This window comes from Methylorubrum suomiense, assembly GCF_022179765.1.
In the GTDB taxonomy this organism is placed as follows: Bacteria; Pseudomonadota; Alphaproteobacteria; order Rhizobiales; family Beijerinckiaceae; genus Methylobacterium; species Methylobacterium suomiense.
In genome coordinates this window covers 12,561-35,802 of sequence record NZ_BPRE01000021.1, presented here as the reverse complement: position 1 = coordinate 35,802, position 23,242 = coordinate 12,561, and the positions used below count along the sequence as shown (strand labels likewise).

The following is a 23,242-nucleotide window of genomic DNA, read 5'->3' as shown; positions in this document are numbered from 1 at the left end:
CGACCCACGGCGGATCGGCCTGCCGCAACGTTCGAGAGAGGTGGAGGGCGGTGTGATGCGAGCGGTCTCCATCGATGCCCTGCATCGGAGCGAAGGCGCGAAGCTGCAGCGGTTTCTGCGTCGGACATTGGGCAATCCGGCCGATGCCGCCGATGCCGCCCAGGAAACCTATCTGCGTCTCGTTCGCGCGATCACGACGACGGATCTCGAGCACCCGCGCGTCTTCCTGTTCCACATCGCCCGTAACGTGGCGGCCACGCTGGCGAAGCGGCGACGCTTCGAAACATCGCTGTTTCAATCCATGACCGATCTGGACCTGACCCAGATCGCCGACAGCCAGGCGCGGGTCGAGGCGCAGATCATTGCCCGCGAGCAGCTGCGCCTCGTGGCGGCATCCATCGACAGGCTCCCCCCACGCTGCCGCGAGGTCTTCCTCCTCAGCGCGTTCGAAGGTCTGCCCAACAGCGCGATCGCTCTCCGTCTCGGCATCAGCCAGCGCATGGTCGAAAAGCATATCGCGAAGGCCGTGCTCGACACGTATCAGCGCTGCCGCGATTTTTTCTGAGCGAAGCATCCGGTTTCCCGGGCTTCGGCGATCTTGAGAACAGGGGAAATCCCGCACGGATGGCGGAGTGGAATGGATCAGCACGCAGCAGGTGATGCTGACGAACCCGGGCAGGATCCGATCTTCGCCGAAGCCGCTCTCTGGGTCGCCCGCCTGTCCTCGGCGGACGCGACGGAGGCGGACCGAGCGGCGTTCGAGGTGTGGCAATCCGCCGACCCGGCCCATGCGGACGCTTACGCCGAACTGTCGGGATGGCGGCGCACGATGGGCTTGGCCCCGCCCCCTCGCTCGAAGGCGCGGCGGGCTCCGAAGGGCGTCGCCCTCCTCGCGGCGGCCCTGGGCTTGGCCGGATTGATCACCCACGAACTGGGCCTCTTCGATCGCCTGCGCGCCGATGCCTGGACGGGGGTCGGGGGCTTCGAAACGACGATCCTGGCGGACGGCAGCCGACTGGATCTCAACACCGATACGGCGGTCGCCCTGCGCTTCACGCCGAACGAGCGGGGCATCGAGCTGTTGCGCGGCGAGGCGGTGTTCGACGTGGTTTCAGATCGAGATCGACCATTCGTCGTGAGAGGAGCGGGTCTGATCGTCCGCGCGGTGGGAACACGCTTCTTCGTCCGCCTCGATGGCGCGGCGGAGATCGTCGGCGTCGCCGAGGGACGTGTCGAAGCTGCGATCGGAACCGACCATACGATGATCGCAGCCGGCGAGGCTGCCCGCAAAGGAACTGACAACCGGATCGCCCTTCAGCGCAGCGATGTCGAACAGGTCACCGCGTGGCGCAATGGCCGCCTGATCGCCGTTGGAAAACCGCTCACCGCAATCCTAGCGGAACTCAACCGCTACCGGCGCGGGCGCATCCTGTTGCTCGACGCCGCCCTGGGGACTCGGCGCTTCACCGGAACGCTCAATCTGCGCGATACCGACGACGCGTTGGCCGTCCTGTCCGCCAGCCTGCGCCTGAAGGTGACGCGCGTTACCCCCTTCTTGGTCATCATCACGGCGGCGTCCTGACCGACGCCCGGAAATTTTCAAGGGTCCACGTTCGGCTTTCGGGAACTCGTCAGTCTCTCCGTATGAGGGGCGAGACAGCACGATGCGCCGACCCTCGCCTGGGACGAGGGTTGGGAGTTGGGGATGCGGATTGGTGGTACGGCCTTCAGGCTGTCGACGGCGGTCAGCGCGACTCTGATGGCGGCGATCGGCCAAACGGCATCGGCATCGGACAAGCCTTCGCCTCCGATCCTGTTGGAGGCCGGAAAGCGTATCCACATTGTTCCCGTCGCAGCAAAGGTCGTATCGCAGCGGGAGGACGCGTCCGACCAGCCCCGGCATATCTCGATCGAGCCGGGAACACTCGACGCTGCCTTGAAGGCACTGGCCAAGCAGACCTCGATCACGCTGGCTTACGAGACCGCGCTCACCGCCGGTCTGACGACACGGGGCATCGCAGGGGCATTCCGTCCAATCGACGCCTTGGCCGAGCTTCTCCGCGATACGGACCTGACCTACCGTAGCGCCGGTGCCGCGACGATCACCCTGGTCAATCCACGCTATGTCCAATTGCGGGAACCCGCGCCACCAACCGGCATCCAACTGGAAGAGCTGTCGGTCGCGGCTCAGGCAAAAGACACGAAAGCAGGACCTAGCGCATCCCGGCTTCCATCCGCCTATGCCGGTGGTCAGGTGGCGCAGGGTGCGCGGCTCGGCATGCTCGGCAATACGGACATCGCCAAGTCTCCCTTCAGCGTGACGAGCTACACCGACAGGTTCATTCGCGATCGTCAGGCGCTCACCGCGTCCGAAGCGCTCGCCCTCGACCCCTCCGTACGGGCCACACAATCGACGGGGGCTCCCTTTGATTCGTTCTACATCCGCGGTTTTCCCCTCAACGAGAATACCAGTGGCGAAGTCGCCTTTGACGGGGTCTACGGGATCGCTCCGAGCTTCCGTGTCTTCACGGACTACGCCGAACGGATCGAGGTTCTCAAAGGACCGTCCGCCGCGCTCTCGGGCGTTTCTCCCAACGGCGGCATCGGCGGCGTCATCAATATCGTTCCGAAACGGGCCGGAGAGGATCTGACACGTATCACCCTCGATTACGGCTCGACCGCGCGAGGCGGCGGCCAGTTCGATCTGGCCCGACGCTACGGCGCGAACCGCGAATGGGGCATCCGCGTCGTTGGCAGTCTCCGGGGCGGCAACACGCCGATCGACCGGCAATCCGAAACGATGGGGGTTGGGGCCTTGGCCCTCGACTATCAAGGCGAACGGTTCCGCGCATCGCTGTACATGCTGGCGCAGACCGACCGCTTCGATGCGCCCTTGCGACCGTTCCTCCTACAATCGGGCGTTCGAGTGCCCCGTGCCCCCGACGGCCGCCGAAACGTGAGCCAGCCGTGGGAATATTCGGACATCGACGACCGTAGCAGCCTGCTGCGCCTGGAATACGATCTCACTGACCAGATCACGCTATTCGGCGATGTCGGCGGCTCGCAGAGCGGTGTCGAGCGCTACTTTGCATCGGCACCGACGATCCTGAATGCGCGGGGTGACACCAGCACAAGCCCGCAATTCTACAGCCTCGGCGTCGAGCGCTACACGGTGGATGGCGGGGTAAGGGCCGGATTCGATACCGGCTTCATCCGCCATGCCTTCGTGGTGCAGGCTTCTCGCTATCAGGAAGATGCCGACCGCCGCCTCATGAGCGCCCGCGGCAGCTACCGATCCAACCTCTATGACCCGGTTCGGGCGTCCTACATCGCGCCGACCGTGATCGACTCGCGGCCGCGGCTCTACGACAGCACCCTGACCGGGATTTCGATCGCGGACACGATGTCGATTCTCGATGATCGTCTGCTCCTCACGCTCGGCCTGCGCCATCAAGGCATCGAGGCGCACAACTACACCTCCAATGTCGGCACGCTGGCATCGTCCTACGACAAGAGCGCCCTCAGTCCGATGGTCGGTCTCGTCGTACGGCCTTGGGAGAACGTGTCGATCTACGGGAATTACATCGAGGGTCTGAGCCGCGGCGAGGTGGCGCCAGCGGCAGCCGGCAATTCCGGTGAAGTCCTCGCGCCCTACGTCGCGCACCAGGTCGAGGCCGGGCTCAAGGTCAATTGGTGGGGCACCCTCGGCACAACCTTCAGCGCCTTTCAAATCACGCGACCGATCGGCGAACTCAGCCCGCAACGCCGCTTCGCACAGACCGGCGAGCAGCAGGTCAGAGGATTGGAGTTCAGCGTCTACGGCGAGATCACACCTCAAGCCCGCATCCTGGGCGGTCTCACGCTTCTCGACGGCGTCCTGACGAAGACGGCGTTTACCAGCAATGTCGGCCACACTCCGATCGGCGTTCCGAGCGTCCAACTCAATGTCGGCGGCGAATGGGATCTACCCTGGATGCCGGGCCTCACGGTGAATGGCGCGGTGATCTACACGGGCCGCCAGTTCATCGATACTGCGAACACGCAGGCTTTGCCGGACTGGGCGCGTCTCGATCTCGGCCTGCGCTACGCCACCCTGGTGGGCGGATATCGGACGACAATCCGTGCCAACGTTCTCAACGTGACTGGCGCGCGTTACTGGACCGGGGTGGCATCCTTCGGAACGTTCTTTCAGGGCACGCCCCGGACCTACCTTCTCTCAGTCGCGGTCGACCTGTAGATCGCGTGCCTCCCTCTTCCCGATGACTCACTGGGCGCCGAGACAGAGATGGGCAGACGCTCCGGCGGCCCCTCCGTTTTTCAAGGCAGGAAGCCTGTGTCTCGACGCGGAGAGAACGGACCGCACCCGCCTCTCAACGAAGCAGCGATTCATGAATGGAGGCTGAGGAAAGACACCTCGTACCTCACCGCCGGGGAAAGGCGCCCGGTCCACTCGGCGGCGGCTGGTTCAGCGGCGCGCGCTGGATCTGATTGCGCACGGCGCTGTTCTCCAGCGTCTGGCGCTGCTGGAAATTGCGGTTCTGGTTCTGGATCTCGAAATTCTGGTTCATGCGACTAGTGCCGCTGTTGCCGCCCTGGCCGAGGACCTGGGCGTCGGCCGCCGTAATGCCGGCGAGCAGCGCCACGGCGGCGACGCCCGCGACTCGACGATTTTGAACGCTCAATGGAAAGGCTCTCATGGCCTCGCTTGTCCTCTGGGATGAATGGATCGGCCTCTGAGGAAGTGACGCCCGAAGGGGAGGGCCGGTTCCGCACGGGTCTCGACGGCGTTCGCCTTTTGGTCCAGGGATGCGGGCATGATGCATGACCGTGACAGAGAGCCGGAGGCCGCTCCCGCTTCGATCGCCGCCCGCGCCATGGCCGCTCTGCGCCCCGATGGCGCATCCTACCTGTCCGGCCTCAACCCCGAGCAGCGCCGCGCCGTGGAGGCGACGGAGGGTCCGGTCCTCGTGCTGGCCGGCGCGGGCACCGGCAAGACGCGGGTGCTGACGACCCGCATCGCCCACCTGATCGCCACCGGCAAGGCGCGGCCCTACGATATCCTGTCGGTGACCTTCACCAACAAGGCCGCCCGGGAGATGAAGCACCGCATCGGTGCGCTGATCGGGCCGGCGGGGGAGGGCATGCCCTGGCTCGGCACCTTCCACGCCATCGGCACCAAGATCCTGCGGCGCCACGCCGAGCTGGTCGGGCTCAAATCCGACTTCACGATCCTCGGCACCGACGACCAGATCCGGCTGATGAAACAGGTCATCGCCGATCAGAACATCGACGAGAAGCGCTGGCCGGCCCGCTCGCTCGCCCACACCATCGATGGCTGGAAGAACCGGGGCCTCGGCCCAGAGCAGGTGCCGCCGGGGGAGGCGCAGGCCTTCGCCTTCGGCAAGGGCGGCACGCTCTACACCGCCTATCAGGCGCGGCTGGCGACGCTGAACGCGGTCGATTTCGGCGATCTCCTGCTGCTGTGCCTCAAGCTGTGGCGCGAGAACCCGGACATCCTGGCCAACTATCAGGACCGCTTCCGCTACATCCTCGTCGACGAGTATCAGGACACCAACGTCGCCCAGTATCTCTGGCTGCGGCTCCTCGCGCAGGCGCGAAAGAACGTCGCCTGCGTCGGTGACGACGACCAGTCGATCTATGGCTGGCGCGGGGCCGAGGTCGACAACATCCTGCGCTTCGAGCACGACTTTCCCGGCGCCACCGTGGTCCGCCTCGAGCGCAATTACCGCTCGACCGGGCATATTCTGGCGGCCGCCTCCGGCCTCATCGCCAAGAACGAGGGCCGGCTCGGCAAGACGTTGCGCACCGAGGACGAAGCGGGTGAGCCCGTCACCGTGATGGGCTCCTGGGATTCGGAGGAGGAGGCGCGCCAGATCGCCGAATCGATCGAGTCGCTTCAGCGCAAACAGCATCCGCTGTCCGAGATCGCGGTTCTGGTGCGCATCTCGGCCCAGATGCGCGAGATCGAGGACCGCTTCGTCCAGGTGGGCCTGCCCTACCGGGTGATCGGCGGCCCGCGCTTCTACGAGCGGGCCGAGATCCGCGACGCGCTGGCCTATCTGCGCGTCACCATGAACGGCGCCGACGACCTCGCCTTCGAGCGGATCTTCAACACGCCGAAGCGGGGCTTGGGCGACGCGACCCTCCAGACGCTGCATGCCTTCGCCCGCGCCGATCGGGTTCCCCTCCTGGGTGCGGCCAGAAAACTCATTGAGACCGACGAGTTGAAGCCACGGGCCCGCTCGATGCTGCGCGGCCTCGTCGAGAGCTTTTCGCGATGGGCCCGGCTGATCGAGACGAAGCCCCATCCGGAAGTCGCTCAGACCATCCTGGAGGAATCCGGCTACACCGAGATGTGGCAGAAGGACCGCTCGGCCGATGCCGCCGGACGCCTCGAGAACCTCAAGGAGTTCGTGCGCTCCATGGAGGAGTTCCCCGATATGGCGGGCTTCCTGGAGCACGTCTCCCTCGTCATGGAGGCGAGCGAGGCGGAAGGGGCGGACCGAGTCTCGTTGATGACCCTGCATGCCGCCAAGGGGCTCGAATTCGATACGGTGTTCCTCCCCGGCTGGGAGGACGGCCTGTTCCCCAACCAGCGGGCCATCGACGAGAGCGGGCGCGCCGGGCTCGAAGAGGAGCGGCGCCTCGCCCATGTCGGCCTGACCCGGGCCCGCAAGCGCGCCAAGCTGTCATTCGCGGTCAATCGGCGCATCCACGGGCTGTGGTCCTCCACGATTCCCTCGCGCTTCATCGACGAGTTGCCGCCCCAGGCCGTCGACGTGATCGAGGCGCCCGCGCATTTCAGCGCCGGCGCTTCGCGGTTCGACCGCAATCCGACCCCTTTCGGCTCCTCCTACGGCACGCCCGGCTGGCAGCGGGCGCAGGCCAACACCTCCGGGGGATTCGGCAGCGGGAATCGCGGGGCCGGGCGCTCGGCGGGGCCGCGGGAGATCGAGGGCGAGCTGGTGGCGAAATCCACCGCCGCGGCATCGGCCTTCGTGCACGGCGCACGGGTCTTCCACACCAAGTTCGGCCCCGGCACGGTGGCCGGCATCGATGGCAACAAGCTCACCGTTGACTTCGACAAGGCCGGCCGGAAGATGGTCCTCGACAGCTTCGTCCAACCCGGATGAGGCGTCCGGCCGGCGGGTTTCCCGCCGGTGGCCCGCTCGCCCGAGGAGGGCGATGCCCGCGATGCGCATGCCAGGATCGTCCCGATCCATCGGCCACACCCTTTCGAGGGCGCGTCATCGCTTCTTCGCCCACCCGTCACTTTGCCGTCGCCGGAGCCTGCAAGGCTCGGGCGGGCAAACCTGCGTGGCGAAAGAGACGCATTCCACAGAGATTACGAAACCGCGTGGAACCGACTCGGCAGGGTTGGCTTTGCTCTTGCAACAACACGAACGGCCGGAGCTGCGGTGTTGTTCAGTTACGGGGAGACGAGAAGACAGTCGAGGCCGATTAAGACATCGAGGTTGAGTAAGTCACGCACGAGTCAAGGTGGAGTGTTCATCCATGAAGAGACGACGCGCACGGCTTGAACTGGTTGAGGATCGGTCGATCCGGATGCATCGAACGCGATTCGATGAAGAACGGAACCCCGCTCCGATCCAACCCCTGACGGATAAACAGGGTCAGTACCTCGACGCTCTCGCTTCCTCTTCACAAGTCATCGTCCTCGGTCCGGCCGGCACCGGCAAGACCTACATCGCCGGCACCCGCGCCGCCGACCAGCTCCGCCAGCGCCGGATCGCCAAAGTCGTCATCACCCGCCCGAACGTTCCGTCGGGCCGCTCCCTCGGGTTCTTTCCAGGCACCCTGGAGGAGAAGATCGCCCCCTGGGTTGCCCCTCTCACCGAGACCATGAAGGAGCGGATGGGCGCGGGCGCCTTCGACGTCGCGGTCAAGGCCGGCGACATCGAGGTGGTGCCGTTCGAGGTGATGCGCGGCCGCACCTTCAAGAACTGCCTCGTGATCCTCGACGAGGCGCAGAACACCACCACCGCCGAGATCAAGATGTTCCTGACCCGCATCGGCGACGATTGCCAGGTCATCATCAACGGCGACGTCTCGCAGACGGATCTGCGGGAGACGTCGGGGCTCCGCACCGTGATCCATCTGGTGAAGAGCCGGATGATGAACATTCCGATCGTGGAGTTCACCCTCGACGACATCGTCCGCTCCGGCATCTGTGCCGAATGGGTGCGGGCGTTCGAGGAGGCGAGCCTCTAGGGCAGGCGAGGGCGGCGAGGTCGATCCTCGCCGCTTGCCTTTCCATCGTCATTCCGTGGCCGCACCGTGGATCCCGGAACCCATCCGTGATGCGCGGCTGTTGGACGGTGTTGCGCCGAGTCGTGGAATCCGGGTTCGCCTGCGGCGCACCGGAACGACGGTGGTACCCTGGCCTCAGACCTATTCCCTCGCCTTGACCCGGCGGCACCGCCGGGCCAGAGAACGCCCCTTCGAACGGGATGCGAGATCGCCTCGGCCCGGCCTCACCCTGGGACCCGAGCCGATGGCCGCGTTCAACGAACTCGTCTTCTCCGGCGTCCAGCCGACCGGAAACCTGCATCTCGGCAATTACCTTGGCGCCATCAAGCGCTTCGTCGAGATGCAGGAACGCGATGCGCAGTGCCTCTACTGCGTGGTCGATCTGCACGCGATCACCCTCTGGCAGGATCCGCAAGCGCTCAAGGGGCAGATCCGCGAGGTCACGGCCGCCTTCCTCGCCGCCGGCATCGATCCGAAGCGCTCGATCGTCTTCAATCAGTCCCAGGTGCCGCAGCACGCGGAACTGGCCTGGATCTTCAATTGCGTGGCGCGGCTCGGCTGGCTCAACCGCATGACGCAGTTCAAGGACAAGGCCGGCAAGGACCGGGAGAACGCGTCGATCGGCCTGTACGATTATCCCGTGCTGATGGCGGCCGACATCCTGGCCTACCGGGCGACGCATGTTCCCGTCGGCGAGGACCAGAAGCAGCACCTCGAGCTGACCCGCGACATCGCTCAGAAATTCAACAACGACTTCGGCCCGTCGATCCAGGCGCATGGCCACGGCGAGCAGTTCTTCCCGATCACGGAACCTTTGATAGGGGGGCCGGCCGCGCGGGTGATGTCGCTTCGGGATGGTACGAAAAAAATGTCGAAGTCGGACCCGTCCGAATATTCGCGCATCGCGCTCACCGACGACGCCGACGCCATCGCCCAGAAGGTGCGCAAGGCGAAGACCGATCCCGAAGCGCTGCCCTCGGAGGTCGAGGGGTTGAAGGGCCGCCCGGAAGCCGACAACCTCGTGGGCATCTTCGCAGCCCTGCGCGGCATCACCCGCGAGGACGTGCTGAAGGATTTCGGCGGGGCCCAGTTCTCCAGCTTCAAGCCGGCCCTGGTTGATCTCGCGGTCGAGACCCTGGCGCCGATCAATGCCGAGATGAAGCGGCTCGTGGCCGATCCGGCCCATATCGACGCGGTGCTGGCCGATGGCGCGGGGAGGGCGGAGGCCATTGCGGCGCCGACGCTCGACGCCGTCAAGGACATCGTCGGCTTCGTCCGGCGCGGGCCGGCGCTCAGGGCGGTGTAGGCCGATGGCGATCCGGGCGCTCGTCTTCGACACGTTCGGAACGCTGGTCGATTGGCGCTCCGGCGTCGCCCGCGAGGCCGAGCAGCGACTCCCCGGCATCGACGGCGGCGCCTTCGCCGATGCGTGGCGCGCGCGCTACCAGCCGTCGATGGAGGCGGTCCGTTCCGGCCGACGTCCCTTCGCCGACCTCGACACGCTCCAGGCCGAGAGCCTGGACGCCCTCTTGGTGGAATTCGGCCATGCGGACGCCGCCGCGGAGGTGAAGCGGGACTTGGTGCTGGCTTGGCACCGTCTCGACGCATGGCCGGAGGTGCCCGCCGCGATGGCGGCCCTCCGCCAAAAATTCGTGCTGGCGCCGCTCTCGAACGGGCATGTCCGGCTGATCGTGGCGCTCGCCCGCCGCAACGGCCTCGTCTTCGACGCCGTCCTCGGCGCCGAGTTCTCCCGGGACTACAAGCCGAAACCGGCCCTCTACCGCGACGCCGTGACGGCTCTGGGATACGCCGCGGCCGAAATCCTGATGGTCGCCGCCCATTCAAACGATCTGGCCGCGGCGGCCGGGGAGGGGCTCTCCACGGCTCACATCGCCCGCCCGAGGGAGAACGGACCGGCAGGCGGCGAGACGGGGCCCGCCGTGCCGGTCACCTACGCGGCAAGCGATCTCGCGGACTTGGCGCGCCAGCTCGGGGGCTGATCAGCCCTCGCCGCGCATCACCTTGGCGCCGTAGGTTTCCATGTCGAGCACGCCTTCCTGCGCGACGCGGGCCTTGTCCTCCTCGCTGATGACCTCCTGCACGAAATCGAGGCGCTTCCACTGCGCCAGCGGCGTTTCGGCGTCGGGTTTCGGCACGTAACGGCTCTGCTCGACCTTGGTGTGCTTGTGGATGTAGCGCGGGCAGTTGACCCAAGCCTTCGTCACCTCGACCCGCACGACGTACTTCGCCTCCGCCCATTCGGAGAGCAGCGGATCGTCGCGCACGATCCGGGCGGTGCCCTGGACGCGCAGGCGGTGAGGCGTCTCGAAATCGATGAACAGCAGGCCAACCTTACCCTGGCCGGCGACATTGCCCATGGACAGGAACATGCCGTTGCCGTCGAAACCGGGGAAGGCCAGTTCATTCGGCCCCAGCACCTTCACCACGCCGGTCGGGCCGCCCTTGTAGGAGACGGTCGGGTTGCCCTCGGGATCGACGGTGGAGAGGAAGAACATGTCGCGGCTCTCGATGAAGCCGCGCTCCATCTCGCCGATCACCGGTTGAACGTGGTGCTTGTCGAGGAAATCGGCGAGCTTCCGGGTCTCGAACGCGTCCTGGAGCGCACGGTGCTCCTCGCTGTAGAGCGATTCCATTCTCATCTTCCCTACCCGTTTCCGTCCGGCCCGTCTTTTCGCGGGTGAGGCTCTTTTGGCACGTCGGCAGTTCGCTGGCGAAGGGCAAAATGCCCGACACGGCGCACGAAAAAGGCCGGCGCCGCCCTCGCGACACCGGCCTCAATCTCAACGGTCAGGCCGAGCAGAGCACGGCCTGCATGTCGCAAGAGATCAGTTCTTGGACTTGTCGACGAGGGCCTTCTCGGAGATCCACGGCATCATGCCGCGGAGCTTGGCGCCGACTTCCTCGATCGGGTGGGCGGCGAGCTTGGCGCGGGTGGCCTTGAACGAGGTCTGGCCGACCTTGTTCTCCAGCATCCAGTTGCGGGTGAAGATGCCCGACTGGATGTCGTTGAGGACGCGCTTCATCTCGGCCTTGGTCTCCGGCGTGACGATGCGCGGGCCGGTGACGTACTCGCCGTACTCGGCGGTGTTCGAGATCGAGTAGTTCATGTTGGCGATGCCGCCCTCGTAGATGAGGTCGACGATCAGCTTCACCTCGTGCAGGCACTCGAAATAGGCCATCTCGGGGGCGTAGCCCGCCTCGACCAGGGTCTCGAAGCCGGCCTTGATGAGCTCGACGAGGCCGCCGCACAGCACGGCCTGCTCACCGAACAGGTCGGTCTCGCACTCTTCCTTGAAGGTCGTCTCGATGATGCCGGCGCGGCCGCCGCCATTGGCCGAGGCGTAGGACAGGCCGAGATCATGGGCGTTGCCCGAGGCGTCCTGGGCGATGGCGATCAGGGTCGGCACGCCGCCGCCCTTGAGGTACTCGCCGCGCACGGTGTGGCCGGGGCCCTTCGGGGCGACCATGAGCACGTCGAGATCCTTGCGCGGCTCGATCAGGTTGAAATGCACGTTGAGGCCGTGGGCGAACAGGAGCGCGGCGCCCTGCTTCAGGTTCGGCTCCAGCGACTCCTTGTAGATGTCGCCCTGCAGCTCGTCGGGGGTGAGCATCATCACCACGTCGCCCCACTTGGCGGCGTCGGCGACGTTCATGACCTTGAAGCCCTCGGCCTCGGCCTTCTTGGCGGTGGCCGAACCCTCGCGCAGGGCGATGACGACGTTCTTGACGCCGGAATCGCGCAGGTTGAGCGCGTGGGCGTGGCCCTGGGAGCCGTAGCCGACGATGACGACGTTCTTGCCCTTGATCAGGTTCAGGTCGGCATCGCGATCGTAATAGACGCGCATGGCGGTGTCCTCTCTTCTTCGTGGTTTGAGGGTCAGGGTTTTGCCCGGCCGTAAAGGGCCAGGAACTGCTCGACGGCGTTCGCCGCGTCGCTTCGGATCCCGGCGGCGTCGAGGGAGAGCGCGTCGCCGAGCAAGAGTCGGATCTGGATATCGCGGCCGACCAGACCGAAGAAGGTCCGGAACGCGCCTTCCGTGTCGTCGAAGGCGAGGAGCCCAGCGGCGCGGCCCGCCTCCAGCACGGGCTTGACCCGTTCGCCGATGGCGAAGCGCCCGTTTGCCAGCACGATGGCGCCGAGATTGCTCTTGTGGGAGCCCGCATGCGCCACGGCGATCCGGTTGAGCGCGACCGAGGTCGGGCTCGCGATCACCGCGAGCCAGCTCTCGGCGAAGTCGCGCAGGTTCTCCCTCAACGTCGCGGCGTCGAGGCTGTCGATCTCAGTGCGGCCCGCATGGACCCGCGAGGCCTGCCAGCGCACCGTGGCCGTCAGCATCCCGTCGCGGTCGCCGAACCACTTGTAGAGCGTTTCCTTGGAGCAGCTGGCGCGCCGCGCCACCGCATCCATGGTCAGCGGATCGCCACCCTCGACGATCAGCGACAGCACGGCGTCCAGCACCGCCTGCTGGCGCAGGGAGGGCTGTTCCGTCGGCGTGTCGAGGAGGGCGGCGCTCGGGGGCATATCCGGGGTCGATGCCGTACTGTACCGTACGGTTCGGCTCTCTAATCCGATTCGGCGGGTGTCGCAAGGCGGATGAGCGGGTGAGCGAAACAACCGTGATCGCCGTCGCACAAGGCGCTTTACGAGCGCCGCGACCCGACGTATACGGCGCTCACGTCGCGTTTGCGGCGCCCATGCCGACTTTCCCGGGCGGCATGTCGGGGTACGGGTGCGTAGCTCAGCGGGAGAGCATTCGCTTCACACGCGAAGGGTCACAGGTTCGATCCCTGTCGCGCCCACCACGCCCCTCTCATCGAAATCGATCCCATCAGGTGTCGGAAGGCACGGTGTCTCCACGCCGTTCGTCCAAATGCGTCGGGCAGTTTTGCCTGACCGATTGCCATTGACCCGGCATCGGCTGCGCGGAGACACTGACGGCTCGTCCGCTTTCGGATGCTGTCAGGACATGCCGATGCCGCTCTGCCGTGCAGTCCCCGCCACACGCCTAGGCCGAGCGAGGCTTCACCGGATCGGCGTGTTGCTCCTGACCTGCGGCTTCCTTGGAGGCTCAGTCGGTGGCGCGGAGGCGCGGCTCTCGGTGACCGACAAGCTCAGCACCTATCGCCGTGCCTCGAGCGCGGACCGCATCGATCTCGCCAACCGCCTCGCCAAGTCGTTCTCGGCACTCTCGCCCCGGCTCGATCGCGATTACTTCATCCGCTGCTTGGAAGAGACCGTGAATATCGGCGACCCGCGCGACCTCGAACTCGACGCGGCGGTCCGGCTGTGCGTGGCGGCGGTGCCGGAGTAGCGGCGCACGGCGCCCCCCCTCGACACCCTCATCCCGCGCCGATGACGCGAAGAGACGCCCTCGAAGGCGGGATCCAGAAGTCTTCGTGAAGACCGGAACCCCTTCGAGGGCGCTTCAGGACGATGGAAGCGGATCGAACAGCAGCCTCAGAGCGGGATGTTGTCGTGCTTCTTCCAGGGCTGCTCCATCTCCTTGGTGCGCAGCATCCCGAGGGCGCGGGCGATGCGCTTGCGGGTGGAGTGGGGCATGATGACTTCGTCGATATAGCCGCGCTCGGCCGCGACGAAGGGCGAGAGGAAGCGATCCTCGTATTCCTTCGTCCTCTCGGCGATCTTCTCCGCATCGCCGATCTCGGCGCGGAAGATGATCTCGACCGCACCCTTGGCACCCATCACCGCGATCTGCGCCGTCGGCCACGCATAGTTGAGGTCGGCGCCGACATGCTTGGACGCCATCACGTCGTAGGCGCCGCCGAAGGCCTTGCGGGTGATGATGGTGACGAGCGGCACGGTCGCCTGGCTGTAGGCGAAGAGCAGCTTGGCGCCGTGCTTGATCAGGCCGCCATATTCCTGCGCGGTGCCCGGCAGGAAGCCCGGCACGTCGACGAAGGTGACGATCGGGATCGAGAAGGCGTTGCAGTAGCGCACGAATCGGGCGGCCTTGCGCGAGGCGTCCGAGTCGAGCACGCCCGCCAGAACCAGCGGCTGGTTCGCCACGAAGCCGACCGTGCGGCCCTCGATGCGGCCGAAGCCGGTGATGATGTTGCGAGCGTAAGCCGCCTGAATCTCGAAGAAATCGCCCTCATCGACGACCCGGCGGATCAGCTCGCCCATGTCGTAGGGCTTGTTCGGGTTGTCCGGGATCAGGGTGTCGAGCGACTTGTCGAGGCGATCGACGTCGTCGAAGCTCTCGATCTCCGGCACCCCCTCGATGTTGTTGGCGGGCAGGAAGTCGAGCAGGCGGCGGATCTGCAGGATCGCCTCGACGTCGTTCTCGAACGAGCCGTCGGCGATGGAGGATTTGGTGGTGTGGACCTTGGCGCCGCCGAGCTCCTCCGCCGTGACGACCTCGTTGGTCACCGTCTTCACGACGTCGGGTCCGGTGACGAACATGTAGCTCGTGTCGCGCACCATGAAGATGAAATCGGTCATGGCCGGCGAGTAGACGTCGCCGCCCGCACACGGCCCCATAATGACGGAGATCTGCGGGATCACGCCCGAGGCGGCGACGTTGCGGCGGAACACTTCGCCGTAACCGCCCAGCGCGGCCACGCCCTCCTGAATGCGGGCGCCGCCGGCATCGAAGATGCCGATGATCGGGGCGCGCATCTTGAGCGCCATATCCTGGACCTTGACGATCTTGGCGGCGTGCGCCTCGGACAGCGAGCCACCGAAGACCGTGAAGTCCTTGGAGAAGAGGAACACGGTGCGGCCGTTCACCGTGCCCCAGCCGGTGACGACGCCGTCGCCGGAGATCTTCTGCTTCTCCATGCCGAAATCGGTGGAGCGGTGCTGCACGAACATGTCGAACTCTTCGAACGACCCGTGGTCGAGCAGGAGTTCGATGCGCTCGCGCGCGGTCAGCTTGCCGCGTTTGTGCTGGGCCTCGAGCCGCTTCTCACCGCCACCGAGACGGGCCTGGGCGCGACGCTCTTCGAGCTTCTCGAGAATGTCCTTCATGGTCCTGAGGAGCCTCCCTGCGGCCAAATCGTCTTTTGAATGCAAGATGAGCGGATGAGCTTGACCTTGCCTTGATCGATCGCCCTTAGCACGCGCCCTGGCCGGCGGAAACGGTGCTTTGGGGGGCCTTGCGTACCCGATCCTCACGTCTTGGCGCGTGCGGGCGCGGCATGTCATGAATTCGGTCGTTGCATCCGGAGGCGATGTATTCGGGTGTGTCGCCCGAGATCGGGGTGTCGGGTTTCGCGGAGGATCGTCAGGCCATGTCGATGAGTGCCTCCGCCGAGCCGGCAGCCTCTTACGTCGTCCTGTCGCCCGGCGATCCGGCGCCCTGGTTCGCGCAGGCCAGTCCGAGCAATCCGCGCTACATCTTCGACACGGTGGCGGGGCGCTACGTGGTGCTGGGCTTCTACGGCTCGGCCGGTCATGCATCGGGCGCAGCGGCGCTCGCGGCAATCGAGCGAAATCGAGCCCTGTTCGACGACGAGCGGATCTCGTTCTTCGGTGTCAGCCTCGATCCGGCGGACCACAGCGAGGGGCGCCTCCGCGAGAGCCTGCCGGGCATCCGCCATTTCCTGGATTTCGACGGGCAGGTGTCGCGCCTCTACGGCGCCGTCTCCCGCGAGGCGGTGATCGGGTCCCGTCTCGAAATCCGGCCTTTCTGGCTCGTCCTCGATCCGACGCTGCGGGTCATCGCCCGCATTCCGTTCGCACCGGACGGCAGCGACCGCGAGACCCTGTTCGCCGAACTCGCCCGCCTGCCGCCGCCCGACCGCTTCGCCGGGTTCGAGATTCCCCCGCCGATCCTCGTGCTGCCGAACGTGTTCGAACCCGCTTTGTGCCGCGACCTGATCGCGCTCTACGAGCGTCAGGGCGGTCAGGAATCGGGCTTCATGCGCGAGGTCGACGGTAAGACCGCATTGGTTCACGACCCCGCGCACAAGCGCCGCCGCGACGTGACGGTGGAAGATCCGCAACTCGTCGGAGCGATCCAGTCCCGGATCCTGCGGCGCGTCGCCAGCGAGATCAGGAAGATCTTCCATTTCGACGCGACCCGGATGGAGCGTTACATCGTCTCCTGCTACGCGGCGGAGGATGGCGGCCATTTTCGGGCGCATCGCGACAACACCACCCGCGGGACCGCGCACCGGCGTTTCGCCGTGTCGATCAACCTCAACGATACCTTCGAGGGCGGCGAGGTCAGTTTCCCGGAATACGGCAAGCGCGGCTTCAAGGCCCCGCCCGGGGGTGCGGTGATCTTTCCCTGCGCGCTGCTCCACGCGGTCTCGCGGGTCACCGCCGGCCGCCGCTACGCCTTCCTCCCCTTCCTCTACGACGAGGCCGCCGCGCGCCTGCGCGAGGCGAATGCCGGTTTCGTGGGCGAGGGAAGCGGATACCGGGCCGATACGACGACGTGAACGGCGCAGCCGCCGGTTGTCGCTAGGACCGAGGCTCGGTCGGTAGGGTCTGAGGCCGCCTACCGACGAGCGATGCCGCTGTTCAGATCTTCCCGGCATTGCGGCCATGCCGCCCCGGCCAAGCCGAGCGATCGCCTCTGGTCGGGAGCGATGCGTGACGCCCGGCGCGGCGGCCTCGCGCCAGAATCCGGCGACGGCGCTTCAGCGCAACTCCGCCACGGTCGCCGCCGCATCGAACTCCGCCTTGCGATGGGCCAGCCGTGCCGCCGCCTCTTCGTCCGGCCCCCAGACGCTCGCCTGATAGGTCTCGTCCACATGCGCGGCCGCCCAGGCCGCGTCGGGGGAAAGACGCCCGCGAAGAACGGCGAGCCCGATCACCAGCGAGCCGGTAAGCGTCGTCAGCGTGTGGAGCGCCGCGAGACGGAAGGGATCCTCCACCGCCTCGACCGCCGCGCGCAGGGCCGCAACGGACGCCTCCGGCTGCGCGACATGCATCACGCCCTCGGCGAGGAACAGGCGCGCGCCCAAAACGTCGCCCGCCCAGGCGACCAGCGGGTCCCAGGCCGCCGATTGCTCGGCGACGAGCCGCTCTGGAGAATCGGCGCGGTAGGCGATCAGATCGGTGGCGGCGAAGGCCCCGAGATCGGCGGCGACCTCGGGCCGCCGATCCGCAACGCCGTCGATCGCCGTGTTGACGAGGCGGGTCAGCGGCATCGTGCGCGGGTCGATCACCTCGCCCTGCGCCGCCCATTCTGCGGCGAGCGCCCGGCCCAGCGCCTCGCTCGGCACCGCGAGCGGGCGTCGGCCCGGCGTGTTGGCCCCGCGCCCGTCGAGGACGAGGCGATGCCCCCCCTCCACCGCGGCGAGGCCGGCTTCCTTGTAGAAGCGCTTCGGCAGGGGTGGGGCGGTGTTGGCGCGGGCCGCCCGCACGGGATCGGGAGGGGAAGCGTCGCCGGGTTCACCGAGCCAGTCGCGGGTCACATCGTCGTCGGTCGTGCTCATGGTCCGCAGATAGGGTGTTTCGGCCGTCCGCGCGAGCCTCAGCGCAGACCGAGACGTTCCGTCACCGGGGCGGTCTCGGACTCGTCGAGGGGACCGGAGAAGAGGTCACCGAGCGCCTCCGCCGTATCGACCACCGTGACCGCCCCCGCGCCGAACAGGGCACCCGGCGCATGGTAGCCCCAGGAGACGCCCACGGCCGCCGCGCCCGCGTCCCGCGCCATCAGCATGTCGAAGGTGGTGTCGCCGATCATCACGGTCATGGCGGGCGAAGCCTCCGCCTCGGCCATGGCTTGGCGCAGCATCGTCGGATCGGGCTTGGACGGCGCATCGTCGGCGGTCTGGATCGTGGTGAACCACCCCTCCCAACCGTACAGGTCCACGAGATGATCGACCCCGCGCCGCGACTTGCCGGTGGCGATGCCGAGACGGATGTCGGCGCGCTCCCGCAGGCGGGCGATCAAGGCGCCCATGCCGGGGAAAAGCGGCTCCTCGTAATCGGGATCGACCCGAAGCGCCTGGAAGGCCCGGCGATAGCTCAGTGACAGCGTCTCGATCGGACCGGCCTCGCCGACGAGTCGTCGGAAGGCGTCGGGCAGCGACAGACCGACCACCGACAAGGCTTCCTTGCGCGGCGGCGGCACCATGCCGTGCTCCGAGAAGGCGCGCCTCTGCGCCTCGACGATGAGGTGCTGACTATCGATGAGGGTGCCATCGACGTCGAAGACGACGAGCTTCACCACGTTCGCGACCGCCCCATCACGGCCGGCGCGCCGGTCCGGCGGCGGGGCCGGGGCGCCGCTCGTAACCGAGGCGGCACCGAATGAGGAAGCGGCGGCGGGCGCCCCCGTAAAGGTTGCGGCGATGCGATTCGCGATTGCAGGCGGCGTAGGAGGTGCGACGCCGCCGCTCACCCGGCCGTACCGCCGCGGCGGCGGCGGTCGTGGGCGGCGCGGCGGCAGGCGCACGTTCCGTGGATGGGCGCTCGCCGGGATTGCGCTCACCGGGAACACGCTCGCCGCCGGCTCGCTCGGCAGGCGCCCGATCGGCGGGGCTGCGTTCGGGCGGTGCCGCTTGGGCCGGCACCGCCGCACCGCAGAGCAGGGCGGCGAGCGCGATGGACATCAGCGTGGGCAGCCTCATGCGTATCTGACCTCGATGCGGCCGCGACGGCGGCACAGGCGGGCAAGGCAGCATCGTCTTCCCCAAACTCCCGTTCCGACCGATACAATCATCTCGCCGCGCACCCGTCCACGCGGCATCGGCGACGTTTCCCTCCCGGTGTACCGAGCGCGATGCCGCGCGCCGCTTCGACCGACGGCGTGGCGGCGCCGTTCCGTGCCGTCGTCCAAGGCGGGGCGGGTGCCTCAGGCCTCCGGCGCCTCGACGATCGGGTCGTAGCGGGCGGCGTCGAATCCCAGGAGATTCCAGCTCTGAGCCATGTGCGGCGGCAGCGGGGCGCTGACATCGACCGGCTGGCCGGTGCGCGGATGCGGGATCACGATCCGGCGGGCGAGCAGGTGCAGGCGATTCTGGATGCCGCCGGGCAACTCCCAGTTCTCCACCTCAAAATACTTCGGATCACCGACGATGGGGTGGCCGATATGGGCGGCGTGCGCGCGCAGCTGGTGGGTGCGGCCGGTCACGGGCTTCAGCGAGAGCCAAGCCAGCTTCTGCGCCGCCTGGTCGACGGTGGCGTAGTAAGTCAGCGCGTGGCTCGCACCCTCGTCGCCGTGCTTGGCGACCCGCATGCGGGCATCCGCATCGGTCGGCTCGTCCTTGGCGAGGTAGGTCGAGACCCGGCCCTGCCGGGTGCGCGGCACGCCGGCGACCAGCGCCCAGTAGATCTTGCGCGCCGCCCGCGAGCGGAAGCTCTTGGCGAGGGTGGCGGCGGCGAGCCGGGTCTTGGCGACGATGAGACAGCCCGCCGTGTCCTTGTCGAGGCGATGAACGAGGCGCGGGCGCTGTCCGTCCGGTCCGGTCAGGGCTTCGAGCAGGCCATCGACGTGGCGCACGGTGCCCGAGCCGCCCTGCACCGCGAGGCCGAACGGCTTGTTGAGGATCATCATGTCCGCGTCCTCGTAGAGGATCAGCGAACGCAGGAACTCGGCATCGTTGGCGGCCTTGGCGGGGCTGCGCGGGCGATCGGGCTGCGGATCGAGCTTGAGCGGCGGCACCCGCACCGACGAGCCCGGCTCCAGCCGGTCGGCGGCCTTGGCGCGCTTGCCATCGACCCGCAATTCGCCCTTTCGCACGAGGCTCTGGACGCGGGTGAACGGAAGCTGGGGAAAACGCACGCTGAGAAAGCGGTCGATGCGCATCCCGGCCTCGTCGGGAGCGACGGTCAGCGTCTGCACGCCGCTCGCCAGCGTCGCCGAGGCGGCGGCGCGCTGCTCGCGCCGGGTCGGGCCGACTGGCGGCGCTCCGCTCCGGTCGGGGGAGGGCGCCTTGTGGGCCGATGGCTTGGAGGCCGCGGCCGTGGGGGTCGCAGCCTTGGGAGCCGGGCGCCGCGGCGGCGGCGTCTCCGCCTGATCCGGAGCCGGTTTGCGGGCTCGGGGCGGTCGCGGGGCAGGGGTGACGTCCGCGTCGCCCCAGGGCGCGCGCTCGCCCGCGTCCTCGCCGCGGTTGCGGGCGGCGCGCTTGGCGGCCTCGAGGGCGGAGGTGCGGGGGCCGGTGCCCGGCCGCGATGCGAAAGCAGGCTTGCCGCCGGGCCTGGACCCGCCGGGGGGGCGTTTGCCGCCGGAGCCGCGATGTGGAGGACGTCCCTTCATGGCCCGCTGCTATCATCCTGGGATGACGGCGCAAAGCCGGATGGGCGCGGGCCGCCGTTGCCGTGGACGCGAAAGGGCGGTTACAGGCCCGTCCGGGGCCCGCCGGGAGAGGTTCGGGCGCCTTCCGATCCGCTCACGCCGAAGCCGGTTCGGCCGCCACCCGAGATCCGGTCCGGTGCCTGACCGGAAGCCTCGGGGGCGCCGGCCTCACGACCGGAGGTGTCGCCCGCCGTCCCGGCCCCAGCGGTCCGATGGCCACGGGCATCGGCCGCGTCCCTTGCGGCCTGAGCGAAGGCCGCACCGGAGGCGAGGCCCAGCAGAACGTTGAGAAGGGCGGTTCCGCGGCGGCGCGGCGCGAAGGGAAGGGCGTTCATCGGGCTGTCCTCGGATCACCCGACGCGGGCCGAACCTCCGAGGGGAAGCTCTTGAAAGGCCATGGCGGTTCCGACCCGCATCCTCATGCGAGGCGAGCCGCCTCCAGGGTGAGCCCGAGACCGACCGAGCCGAAGGTGTCGCCATCCACCACCCGCGCGCCCGGCACGGACGCGGTGAGCGCGGCGCGGACATGCGGCAACCCGGTCGAACCGCCGGTCAGGAACAGGGCATCGATCCGGTCGGCCGTGAGCCCGGCCTGGTCGAGGCAGCGGCCGATCCGCTGCGCCATGCGCCGGGCGAGATCCTCGGTATGGGCGGCAAGGCGCGGACGATCGACGCCGGCCGATAGGTCCGGCTCGACCCAGCCGAGATCGACTTGGCCTTGTCCGGAATCGGAGGTCGCGATCTTGGCTCCCTCCACCGCCATGGCCAGCGAATGCCCGCGCTCGGCCTCGACCACCCGGCGCAGGCGCGTGACGAGGTCGGGCCGGGCGGCATCGCGCACCACCTCGTCGATCTCCCGCAAGGTCTTGGCGTTGTAGAGCCGGTTGATGCTCGACCACGTCGCGAGGTCGTGGAAATAGGCGTTCGGCACGGCCAGATCGCCCCGCTTCATCGGGCTGCCGAGCCCCAGGAGCGGCATCACCGCGCCGAGGCTCAGAGTCCGATCGAAATCGGTGCCACCGATGCGCACGCCGTCATTGGCGAGGATGTCGTCGGCACGGTCCTCGCGGCGGTGCCGCTCGGGCGAGAGGCGGACGATGGAAAAGTCCGAGGTACCGCCGCCGATATCGGCGATGAGCGCGATTTCCTCGCCCGTCACCGTGCGCTCGTAATCGAGGGCGGCAGCGATGGGTTCGAACTGGAAGCGGACATGACGGAAGCCGATACTCTCGGCGATCTGTCGCAACGTGTCCTCGGCCTTGCGGTCGGCGGCCGGATCGTCGTCGACGAAGTGGACCGGGCGACCATGCACCACCGCGTCCAGGCTCAGACCAGTCTCGGCCTCGGCCCGCGCCTTCACTGCCGTGAGGTAGCGGGCAATGACGTCGCGGAAACGGATGCGCTCGCGTCCGACCGGCGTCGATTCCTCGACGAGGGCGGAGCCGAGCACGGATTTGAGCGCCCGCATCAGCCGACCGGGCGTGCCCTCGACGTAAGCCTCGATGGCGGCACGACCGATCTCGGCGTCGCGGCCGGGGGCGAAGAAGATGGCGCTCGGGAGGGTGCGATGCGCGCCCTCCAAAGGGACCAGGGACGGGACGCCGCCGGAACCGATGCCGAGGGTGGTGTTGGACGTGCCAAAATCGAGGCCACAGGCCGCCATGGGAACGGGATCGCTTCTCGTCTGCCGGGAGGGCGGCCCCGTTAAGGCGCTCTGGCGGCGCGCGCAATCCTAAAGTCGGGCGGGGCTGGGTCGCGAGGGTGAAATTCACCCGATTCGGCCCCCGACGATGCGGCGCGGCGCCTCGCCCTATGGTGGGCCGGCCGGCATCGACCGAGAGCCGCACCGAGCCGACGGTATCAGGCCGACGGCTTTCCATGGCTGATGCGTGTTGCAATCCGACGAAGCGGTCCCCGCCTCGTCGGATTGAATATCCTAGCCCGGGACCTTCTTTGCGGACGGGGGCTTCTGGGTCGCAGTCGCGAGTTCGGCCGGGCGGTCGGCCTCCCGCGTCGCCCCGGTCAGGGCCACGACGTGAAGGGCGAGGACCGGCACGAAGACGAGCGCCATCATCAGCGCCACGACCAAACCGGCCGGGCGGCTGCGCTTCGGGCGGGCCGCGCGGGAGCGGGCACGCCGGGTGGTTACGGTGGAGTCAGTCATGGCTCACCTCCGGTCGGACCAGCCGCCAAAGGCCGGTCGCGGGCGAGCCGATCGGAACGATCAGGCGCGGATCACGCGGATGGCCAGAGGCGGCGTGGTCGATCGACTACTGTCGTCGGGCATGGGGTTCGGTCGTTCCTATGGAACCGTAGAGCGGGCGCACGGCGCACTGCACGGATAACGCGCCGATGCCGGAGTCGTTCGCAAAGGTCAAGCATATTCGGGACACAGATCCCCTGCCGATACGGCAAAGCGAACGAGAAGGGGTCTGCCGCATTGTCCCGATATGCCCTCCGCTCGAATCACGTGGACACAGACCCGCTCCGCCGGGGTGCCGCTGCAACGCTTCACCGGCCAAGCCGGTGCCATCGAGGTCGGCATCGTCGAGTTCGACGGCTCGAATCGCCTGTGGACTTGGTGGAGCCCGCTCGCGGAGGAAGCCTGGGGTCACGCACAGGACGCCGAGGGCGCGCAACGCGGTTTCGAAGTCTGGCTGCGCGGTTGGCTCGAGAATTTTCGCCCCTTCTTCGACGGGGCCTGACCTGCC

At 67.7% G+C, this 23,242-nt stretch carries 22 protein-coding genes and 1 tRNA gene; 11 read left to right on the top strand and 12 right to left on the bottom strand.

Features of this window, described 5'->3' with window-relative positions; genetic code table 11:
- Positions 1 to 55 precede the first annotated feature (55 nt).
- The 3 genes from MFF26_RS23915 (at position 56) to MFF26_RS23905 (ending at position 4,237) form a co-directional block, all read left to right on the top strand.
- Positions 56 to 565: an RNA polymerase sigma factor gene (locus MFF26_RS23915; RefSeq protein WP_137829869.1), complete on the top strand. Its 510-nt coding sequence runs from the start codon at positions 56 to 58 to the stop codon at positions 563 to 565.
- A 72-nt stretch (positions 566 to 637) separates the two neighbouring features.
- Positions 638 to 1,582: a FecR family protein gene (locus MFF26_RS23910; RefSeq protein WP_137829825.1), complete on the top strand. Its 945-nt coding sequence runs from the start codon at positions 638 to 640 to the stop codon at positions 1,580 to 1,582.
- A gap of 123 nt (positions 1,583 to 1,705) precedes the next feature.
- Positions 1,706 to 4,237, top strand: a complete 2,532-nt coding sequence (locus MFF26_RS23905; protein WP_238308747.1) for a TonB-dependent receptor — start codon at positions 1,706 to 1,708, stop codon at positions 4,235 to 4,237.
- A 184-nt stretch (positions 4,238 to 4,421) separates the two neighbouring features.
- On the opposite strand, the gene MFF26_RS23900 is transcribed toward MFF26_RS23905, so the two are convergent.
- On the bottom strand, positions 4,422 to 4,697 hold the full coding sequence (locus tag MFF26_RS23900; protein WP_137829826.1) for a hypothetical protein: 276 nt from the start codon (positions 4,695 to 4,697) through the stop codon (positions 4,422 to 4,424).
- A gap of 120 nt (positions 4,698 to 4,817) precedes the next feature.
- On the opposite strand from MFF26_RS23900, the gene MFF26_RS23895 reads away from it, so the two are divergent.
- The 4 genes from MFF26_RS23895 (at position 4,818) to MFF26_RS23880 (ending at position 10,292) form a co-directional block, all read left to right on the top strand.
- Positions 4,818 to 7,154, top strand: a complete 2,337-nt coding sequence (locus MFF26_RS23895) for an ATP-dependent helicase (protein ID WP_308447767.1) — start codon at positions 4,818 to 4,820, stop codon at positions 7,152 to 7,154.
- A gap of 382 nt (positions 7,155 to 7,536) precedes the next feature.
- A complete protein-coding gene (locus MFF26_RS23890; RefSeq protein WP_137829828.1) occupies positions 7,537 to 8,253 on the top strand; it encodes a PhoH family protein in 717 nt (238 codons plus the stop codon).
- Between the two features lie 283 nt (positions 8,254 to 8,536).
- Complete coding sequence (gene trpS, locus MFF26_RS23885; RefSeq protein WP_137829829.1) at positions 8,537 to 9,598, top strand: tryptophan--tRNA ligase; 1,062 nt, start codon at positions 8,537 to 8,539, stop codon at positions 9,596 to 9,598.
- Between the two features lie 4 nt (positions 9,599 to 9,602).
- Positions 9,603 to 10,292, top strand: coding sequence for a haloacid dehalogenase type II (locus MFF26_RS23880; protein WP_137829830.1), 690 nt, complete (start codon positions 9,603 to 9,605; stop codon positions 10,290 to 10,292).
- Here MFF26_RS23880 and MFF26_RS23875 read toward each other — a convergent pair whose 3' ends face one another.
- From MFF26_RS23875 to MFF26_RS23865, 3 genes are all read right to left on the bottom strand, one after another.
- Positions 10,293 to 10,946, bottom strand: a complete 654-nt coding sequence (locus MFF26_RS23875) for a pyridoxamine 5'-phosphate oxidase family protein (protein WP_137829831.1) — start codon at positions 10,944 to 10,946, stop codon at positions 10,293 to 10,295.
- A 192-nt stretch (positions 10,947 to 11,138) separates the two neighbouring features.
- Complete coding sequence (ilvC, locus tag MFF26_RS23870) at positions 11,139 to 12,158, bottom strand: ketol-acid reductoisomerase (RefSeq protein ID WP_137829832.1); 1,020 nt, start codon at positions 12,156 to 12,158, stop codon at positions 11,139 to 11,141.
- Positions 12,159 to 12,190: 32 nt separating this feature from the next.
- A complete protein-coding gene (locus tag MFF26_RS23865; RefSeq protein WP_137829833.1) occupies positions 12,191 to 12,835 on the bottom strand; it encodes a TetR/AcrR family transcriptional regulator C-terminal domain-containing protein in 645 nt (214 codons plus the stop codon).
- 206 nt (positions 12,836 to 13,041) lie between these two features.
- Between MFF26_RS23865 and MFF26_RS23860 the strand changes: the two genes are divergently transcribed.
- Positions 13,042 to 13,116 (top strand) — tRNA-Val (locus MFF26_RS23860).
- A gap of 233 nt (positions 13,117 to 13,349) precedes the next feature.
- Positions 13,350 to 13,625, top strand: coding sequence for a hypothetical protein (locus MFF26_RS23855; protein ID WP_137829834.1), 276 nt, complete (start codon positions 13,350 to 13,352; stop codon positions 13,623 to 13,625).
- 146 nt (positions 13,626 to 13,771) lie between these two features.
- Here the strand turns inward: MFF26_RS23855 and MFF26_RS23850 are convergent, their stop codons facing one another.
- Positions 13,772 to 15,304 carry an acyl-CoA carboxylase subunit beta gene (locus MFF26_RS23850; RefSeq protein ID WP_137829835.1) on the bottom strand — a complete coding sequence of 511 codons (1,533 nt, stop codon included), beginning with the start codon at positions 15,302 to 15,304 and terminating at the stop codon, positions 13,772 to 13,774.
- Positions 15,305 to 15,567: 263 nt separating this feature from the next.
- On the opposite strand from MFF26_RS23850, the gene MFF26_RS23845 reads away from it, so the two are divergent.
- Complete coding sequence (locus MFF26_RS23845) at positions 15,568 to 16,722, top strand: 2OG-Fe(II) oxygenase (protein ID WP_210236205.1); 1,155 nt, start codon at positions 15,568 to 15,570, stop codon at positions 16,720 to 16,722.
- A gap of 201 nt (positions 16,723 to 16,923) precedes the next feature.
- On the opposite strand, the gene MFF26_RS23840 is transcribed toward MFF26_RS23845, so the two are convergent.
- The 7 genes from MFF26_RS23840 to MFF26_RS23810 form a co-directional block, all read right to left on the bottom strand.
- On the bottom strand, positions 16,924 to 17,724 hold the full coding sequence (locus MFF26_RS23840; RefSeq protein WP_137829836.1) for an ATP12 family chaperone protein: 801 nt from the start codon (positions 17,722 to 17,724) through the stop codon (positions 16,924 to 16,926).
- 38 nt (positions 17,725 to 17,762) lie between these two features.
- On the bottom strand, positions 17,763 to 18,464 hold the full coding sequence (locus tag MFF26_RS23835; protein WP_137829837.1) for an HAD-IA family hydrolase: 702 nt from the start codon (positions 18,462 to 18,464) through the stop codon (positions 17,763 to 17,765).
- A gap of 16 nt (positions 18,465 to 18,480) precedes the next feature.
- A complete protein-coding gene (locus MFF26_RS23830; protein ID WP_137829838.1) occupies positions 18,481 to 18,864 on the bottom strand; it encodes a serine/threonine protein kinase in 384 nt (127 codons plus the stop codon).
- Between the two features lie 224 nt (positions 18,865 to 19,088).
- Positions 19,089 to 20,492, bottom strand: coding sequence for an RluA family pseudouridine synthase (locus MFF26_RS23825; protein ID WP_137829839.1), 1,404 nt, complete (start codon positions 20,490 to 20,492; stop codon positions 19,089 to 19,091).
- Between the two features lie 80 nt (positions 20,493 to 20,572).
- Positions 20,573 to 20,866, bottom strand: a complete 294-nt coding sequence (locus MFF26_RS23820) for a hypothetical protein (protein ID WP_137829840.1) — start codon at positions 20,864 to 20,866, stop codon at positions 20,573 to 20,575.
- Between the two features lie 83 nt (positions 20,867 to 20,949).
- The gene (locus MFF26_RS23815; protein ID WP_137829841.1) at positions 20,950 to 22,194 is read right to left on the bottom strand and encodes an Hsp70 family protein; all 1,245 of its coding nucleotides are present in this window, start codon (positions 22,192 to 22,194) and stop codon (positions 20,950 to 20,952) included.
- A 273-nt stretch (positions 22,195 to 22,467) separates the two neighbouring features.
- On the bottom strand, positions 22,468 to 22,695 hold the full coding sequence (locus MFF26_RS23810; RefSeq protein ID WP_137829842.1) for a hypothetical protein: 228 nt from the start codon (positions 22,693 to 22,695) through the stop codon (positions 22,468 to 22,470).
- Between the two features lie 286 nt (positions 22,696 to 22,981).
- Here MFF26_RS23810 and MFF26_RS23805 point away from each other — a divergent pair, with 286 nt between their 5' ends.
- Entirely contained in the window at positions 22,982 to 23,236 is a 255-nt protein-coding gene (locus tag MFF26_RS23805) for a hypothetical protein (protein WP_137829843.1), read from the top strand.
- Positions 23,237 to 23,242: the final 6 nt, after the last annotated feature.

What these genes read in the sequence shown, in the direction of transcription:
- MFF26_RS23805 (WP_137829843.1), top strand. Translation starts at nt 22,982, where the DNA reads ATGCCCTCCGCTCGAATCACGTGGACACAGACCCGCTCCGCCGGGGTG.
- MFF26_RS23815 (WP_137829841.1), bottom strand. Translation starts at nt 22,194, where the DNA reads ATGGCGGCCTGTGGCCTCGATTTTGGCACGTCCAACACCACCCTCGGC.
- MFF26_RS23850 (WP_137829835.1), bottom strand. Translation starts at nt 15,304, where the DNA reads ATGAAGGACATTCTCGAGAAGCTCGAAGAGCGTCGCGCCCAGGCCCGT.
- MFF26_RS23910 (WP_137829825.1), top strand. Translation starts at nt 638, where the DNA reads ATGGATCAGCACGCAGCAGGTGATGCTGACGAACCCGGGCAGGATCCG.
- MFF26_RS23845 (WP_210236205.1), top strand. Translation starts at nt 15,568, where the DNA reads ATGTCGATGAGTGCCTCCGCCGAGCCGGCAGCCTCTTACGTCGTCCTG.
- MFF26_RS23880 (WP_137829830.1), top strand. Translation starts at nt 9,603, where the DNA reads ATGGCGATCCGGGCGCTCGTCTTCGACACGTTCGGAACGCTGGTCGAT.
- MFF26_RS23830 (WP_137829838.1), bottom strand. Translation starts at nt 18,864, where the DNA reads ATGAGGCTGCCCACGCTGATGTCCATCGCGCTCGCCGCCCTGCTCTGC.
- MFF26_RS23890 (WP_137829828.1), top strand. Translation starts at nt 7,537, where the DNA reads ATGAAGAGACGACGCGCACGGCTTGAACTGGTTGAGGATCGGTCGATC.
- MFF26_RS23915 (WP_137829869.1), top strand. Translation starts at nt 56, where the DNA reads ATGCGAGCGGTCTCCATCGATGCCCTGCATCGGAGCGAAGGCGCGAAG.
- MFF26_RS23820 (WP_137829840.1), bottom strand. Translation starts at nt 20,866, where the DNA reads ATGAACGCCCTTCCCTTCGCGCCGCGCCGCCGCGGAACCGCCCTTCTC.
- MFF26_RS23895 (WP_308447767.1), top strand. Translation starts at nt 4,818, where the DNA reads ATGCATGACCGTGACAGAGAGCCGGAGGCCGCTCCCGCTTCGATCGCC.
- MFF26_RS23840 (WP_137829836.1), bottom strand. Translation starts at nt 17,724, where the DNA reads ATGAGCACGACCGACGACGATGTGACCCGCGACTGGCTCGGTGAACCC.
- ilvC (WP_137829832.1), bottom strand. Translation starts at nt 12,158, where the DNA reads ATGCGCGTCTATTACGATCGCGATGCCGACCTGAACCTGATCAAGGGC.
- MFF26_RS23905 (WP_238308747.1), top strand. Translation starts at nt 1,706, where the DNA reads ATGCGGATTGGTGGTACGGCCTTCAGGCTGTCGACGGCGGTCAGCGCG.
- trpS (WP_137829829.1), top strand. Translation starts at nt 8,537, where the DNA reads ATGGCCGCGTTCAACGAACTCGTCTTCTCCGGCGTCCAGCCGACCGGA.
- MFF26_RS23825 (WP_137829839.1), bottom strand. Translation starts at nt 20,492, where the DNA reads ATGAAGGGACGTCCTCCACATCGCGGCTCCGGCGGCAAACGCCCCCCC.
- MFF26_RS23900 (WP_137829826.1), bottom strand. Translation starts at nt 4,697, where the DNA reads ATGAGAGCCTTTCCATTGAGCGTTCAAAATCGTCGAGTCGCGGGCGTC.
- MFF26_RS23875 (WP_137829831.1), bottom strand. Translation starts at nt 10,946, where the DNA reads ATGGAATCGCTCTACAGCGAGGAGCACCGTGCGCTCCAGGACGCGTTC.
- MFF26_RS23810 (WP_137829842.1), bottom strand. Translation starts at nt 22,695, where the DNA reads ATGACTGACTCCACCGTAACCACCCGGCGTGCCCGCTCCCGCGCGGCC.
- MFF26_RS23865 (WP_137829833.1), bottom strand. Translation starts at nt 12,835, where the DNA reads ATGCCCCCGAGCGCCGCCCTCCTCGACACGCCGACGGAACAGCCCTCC.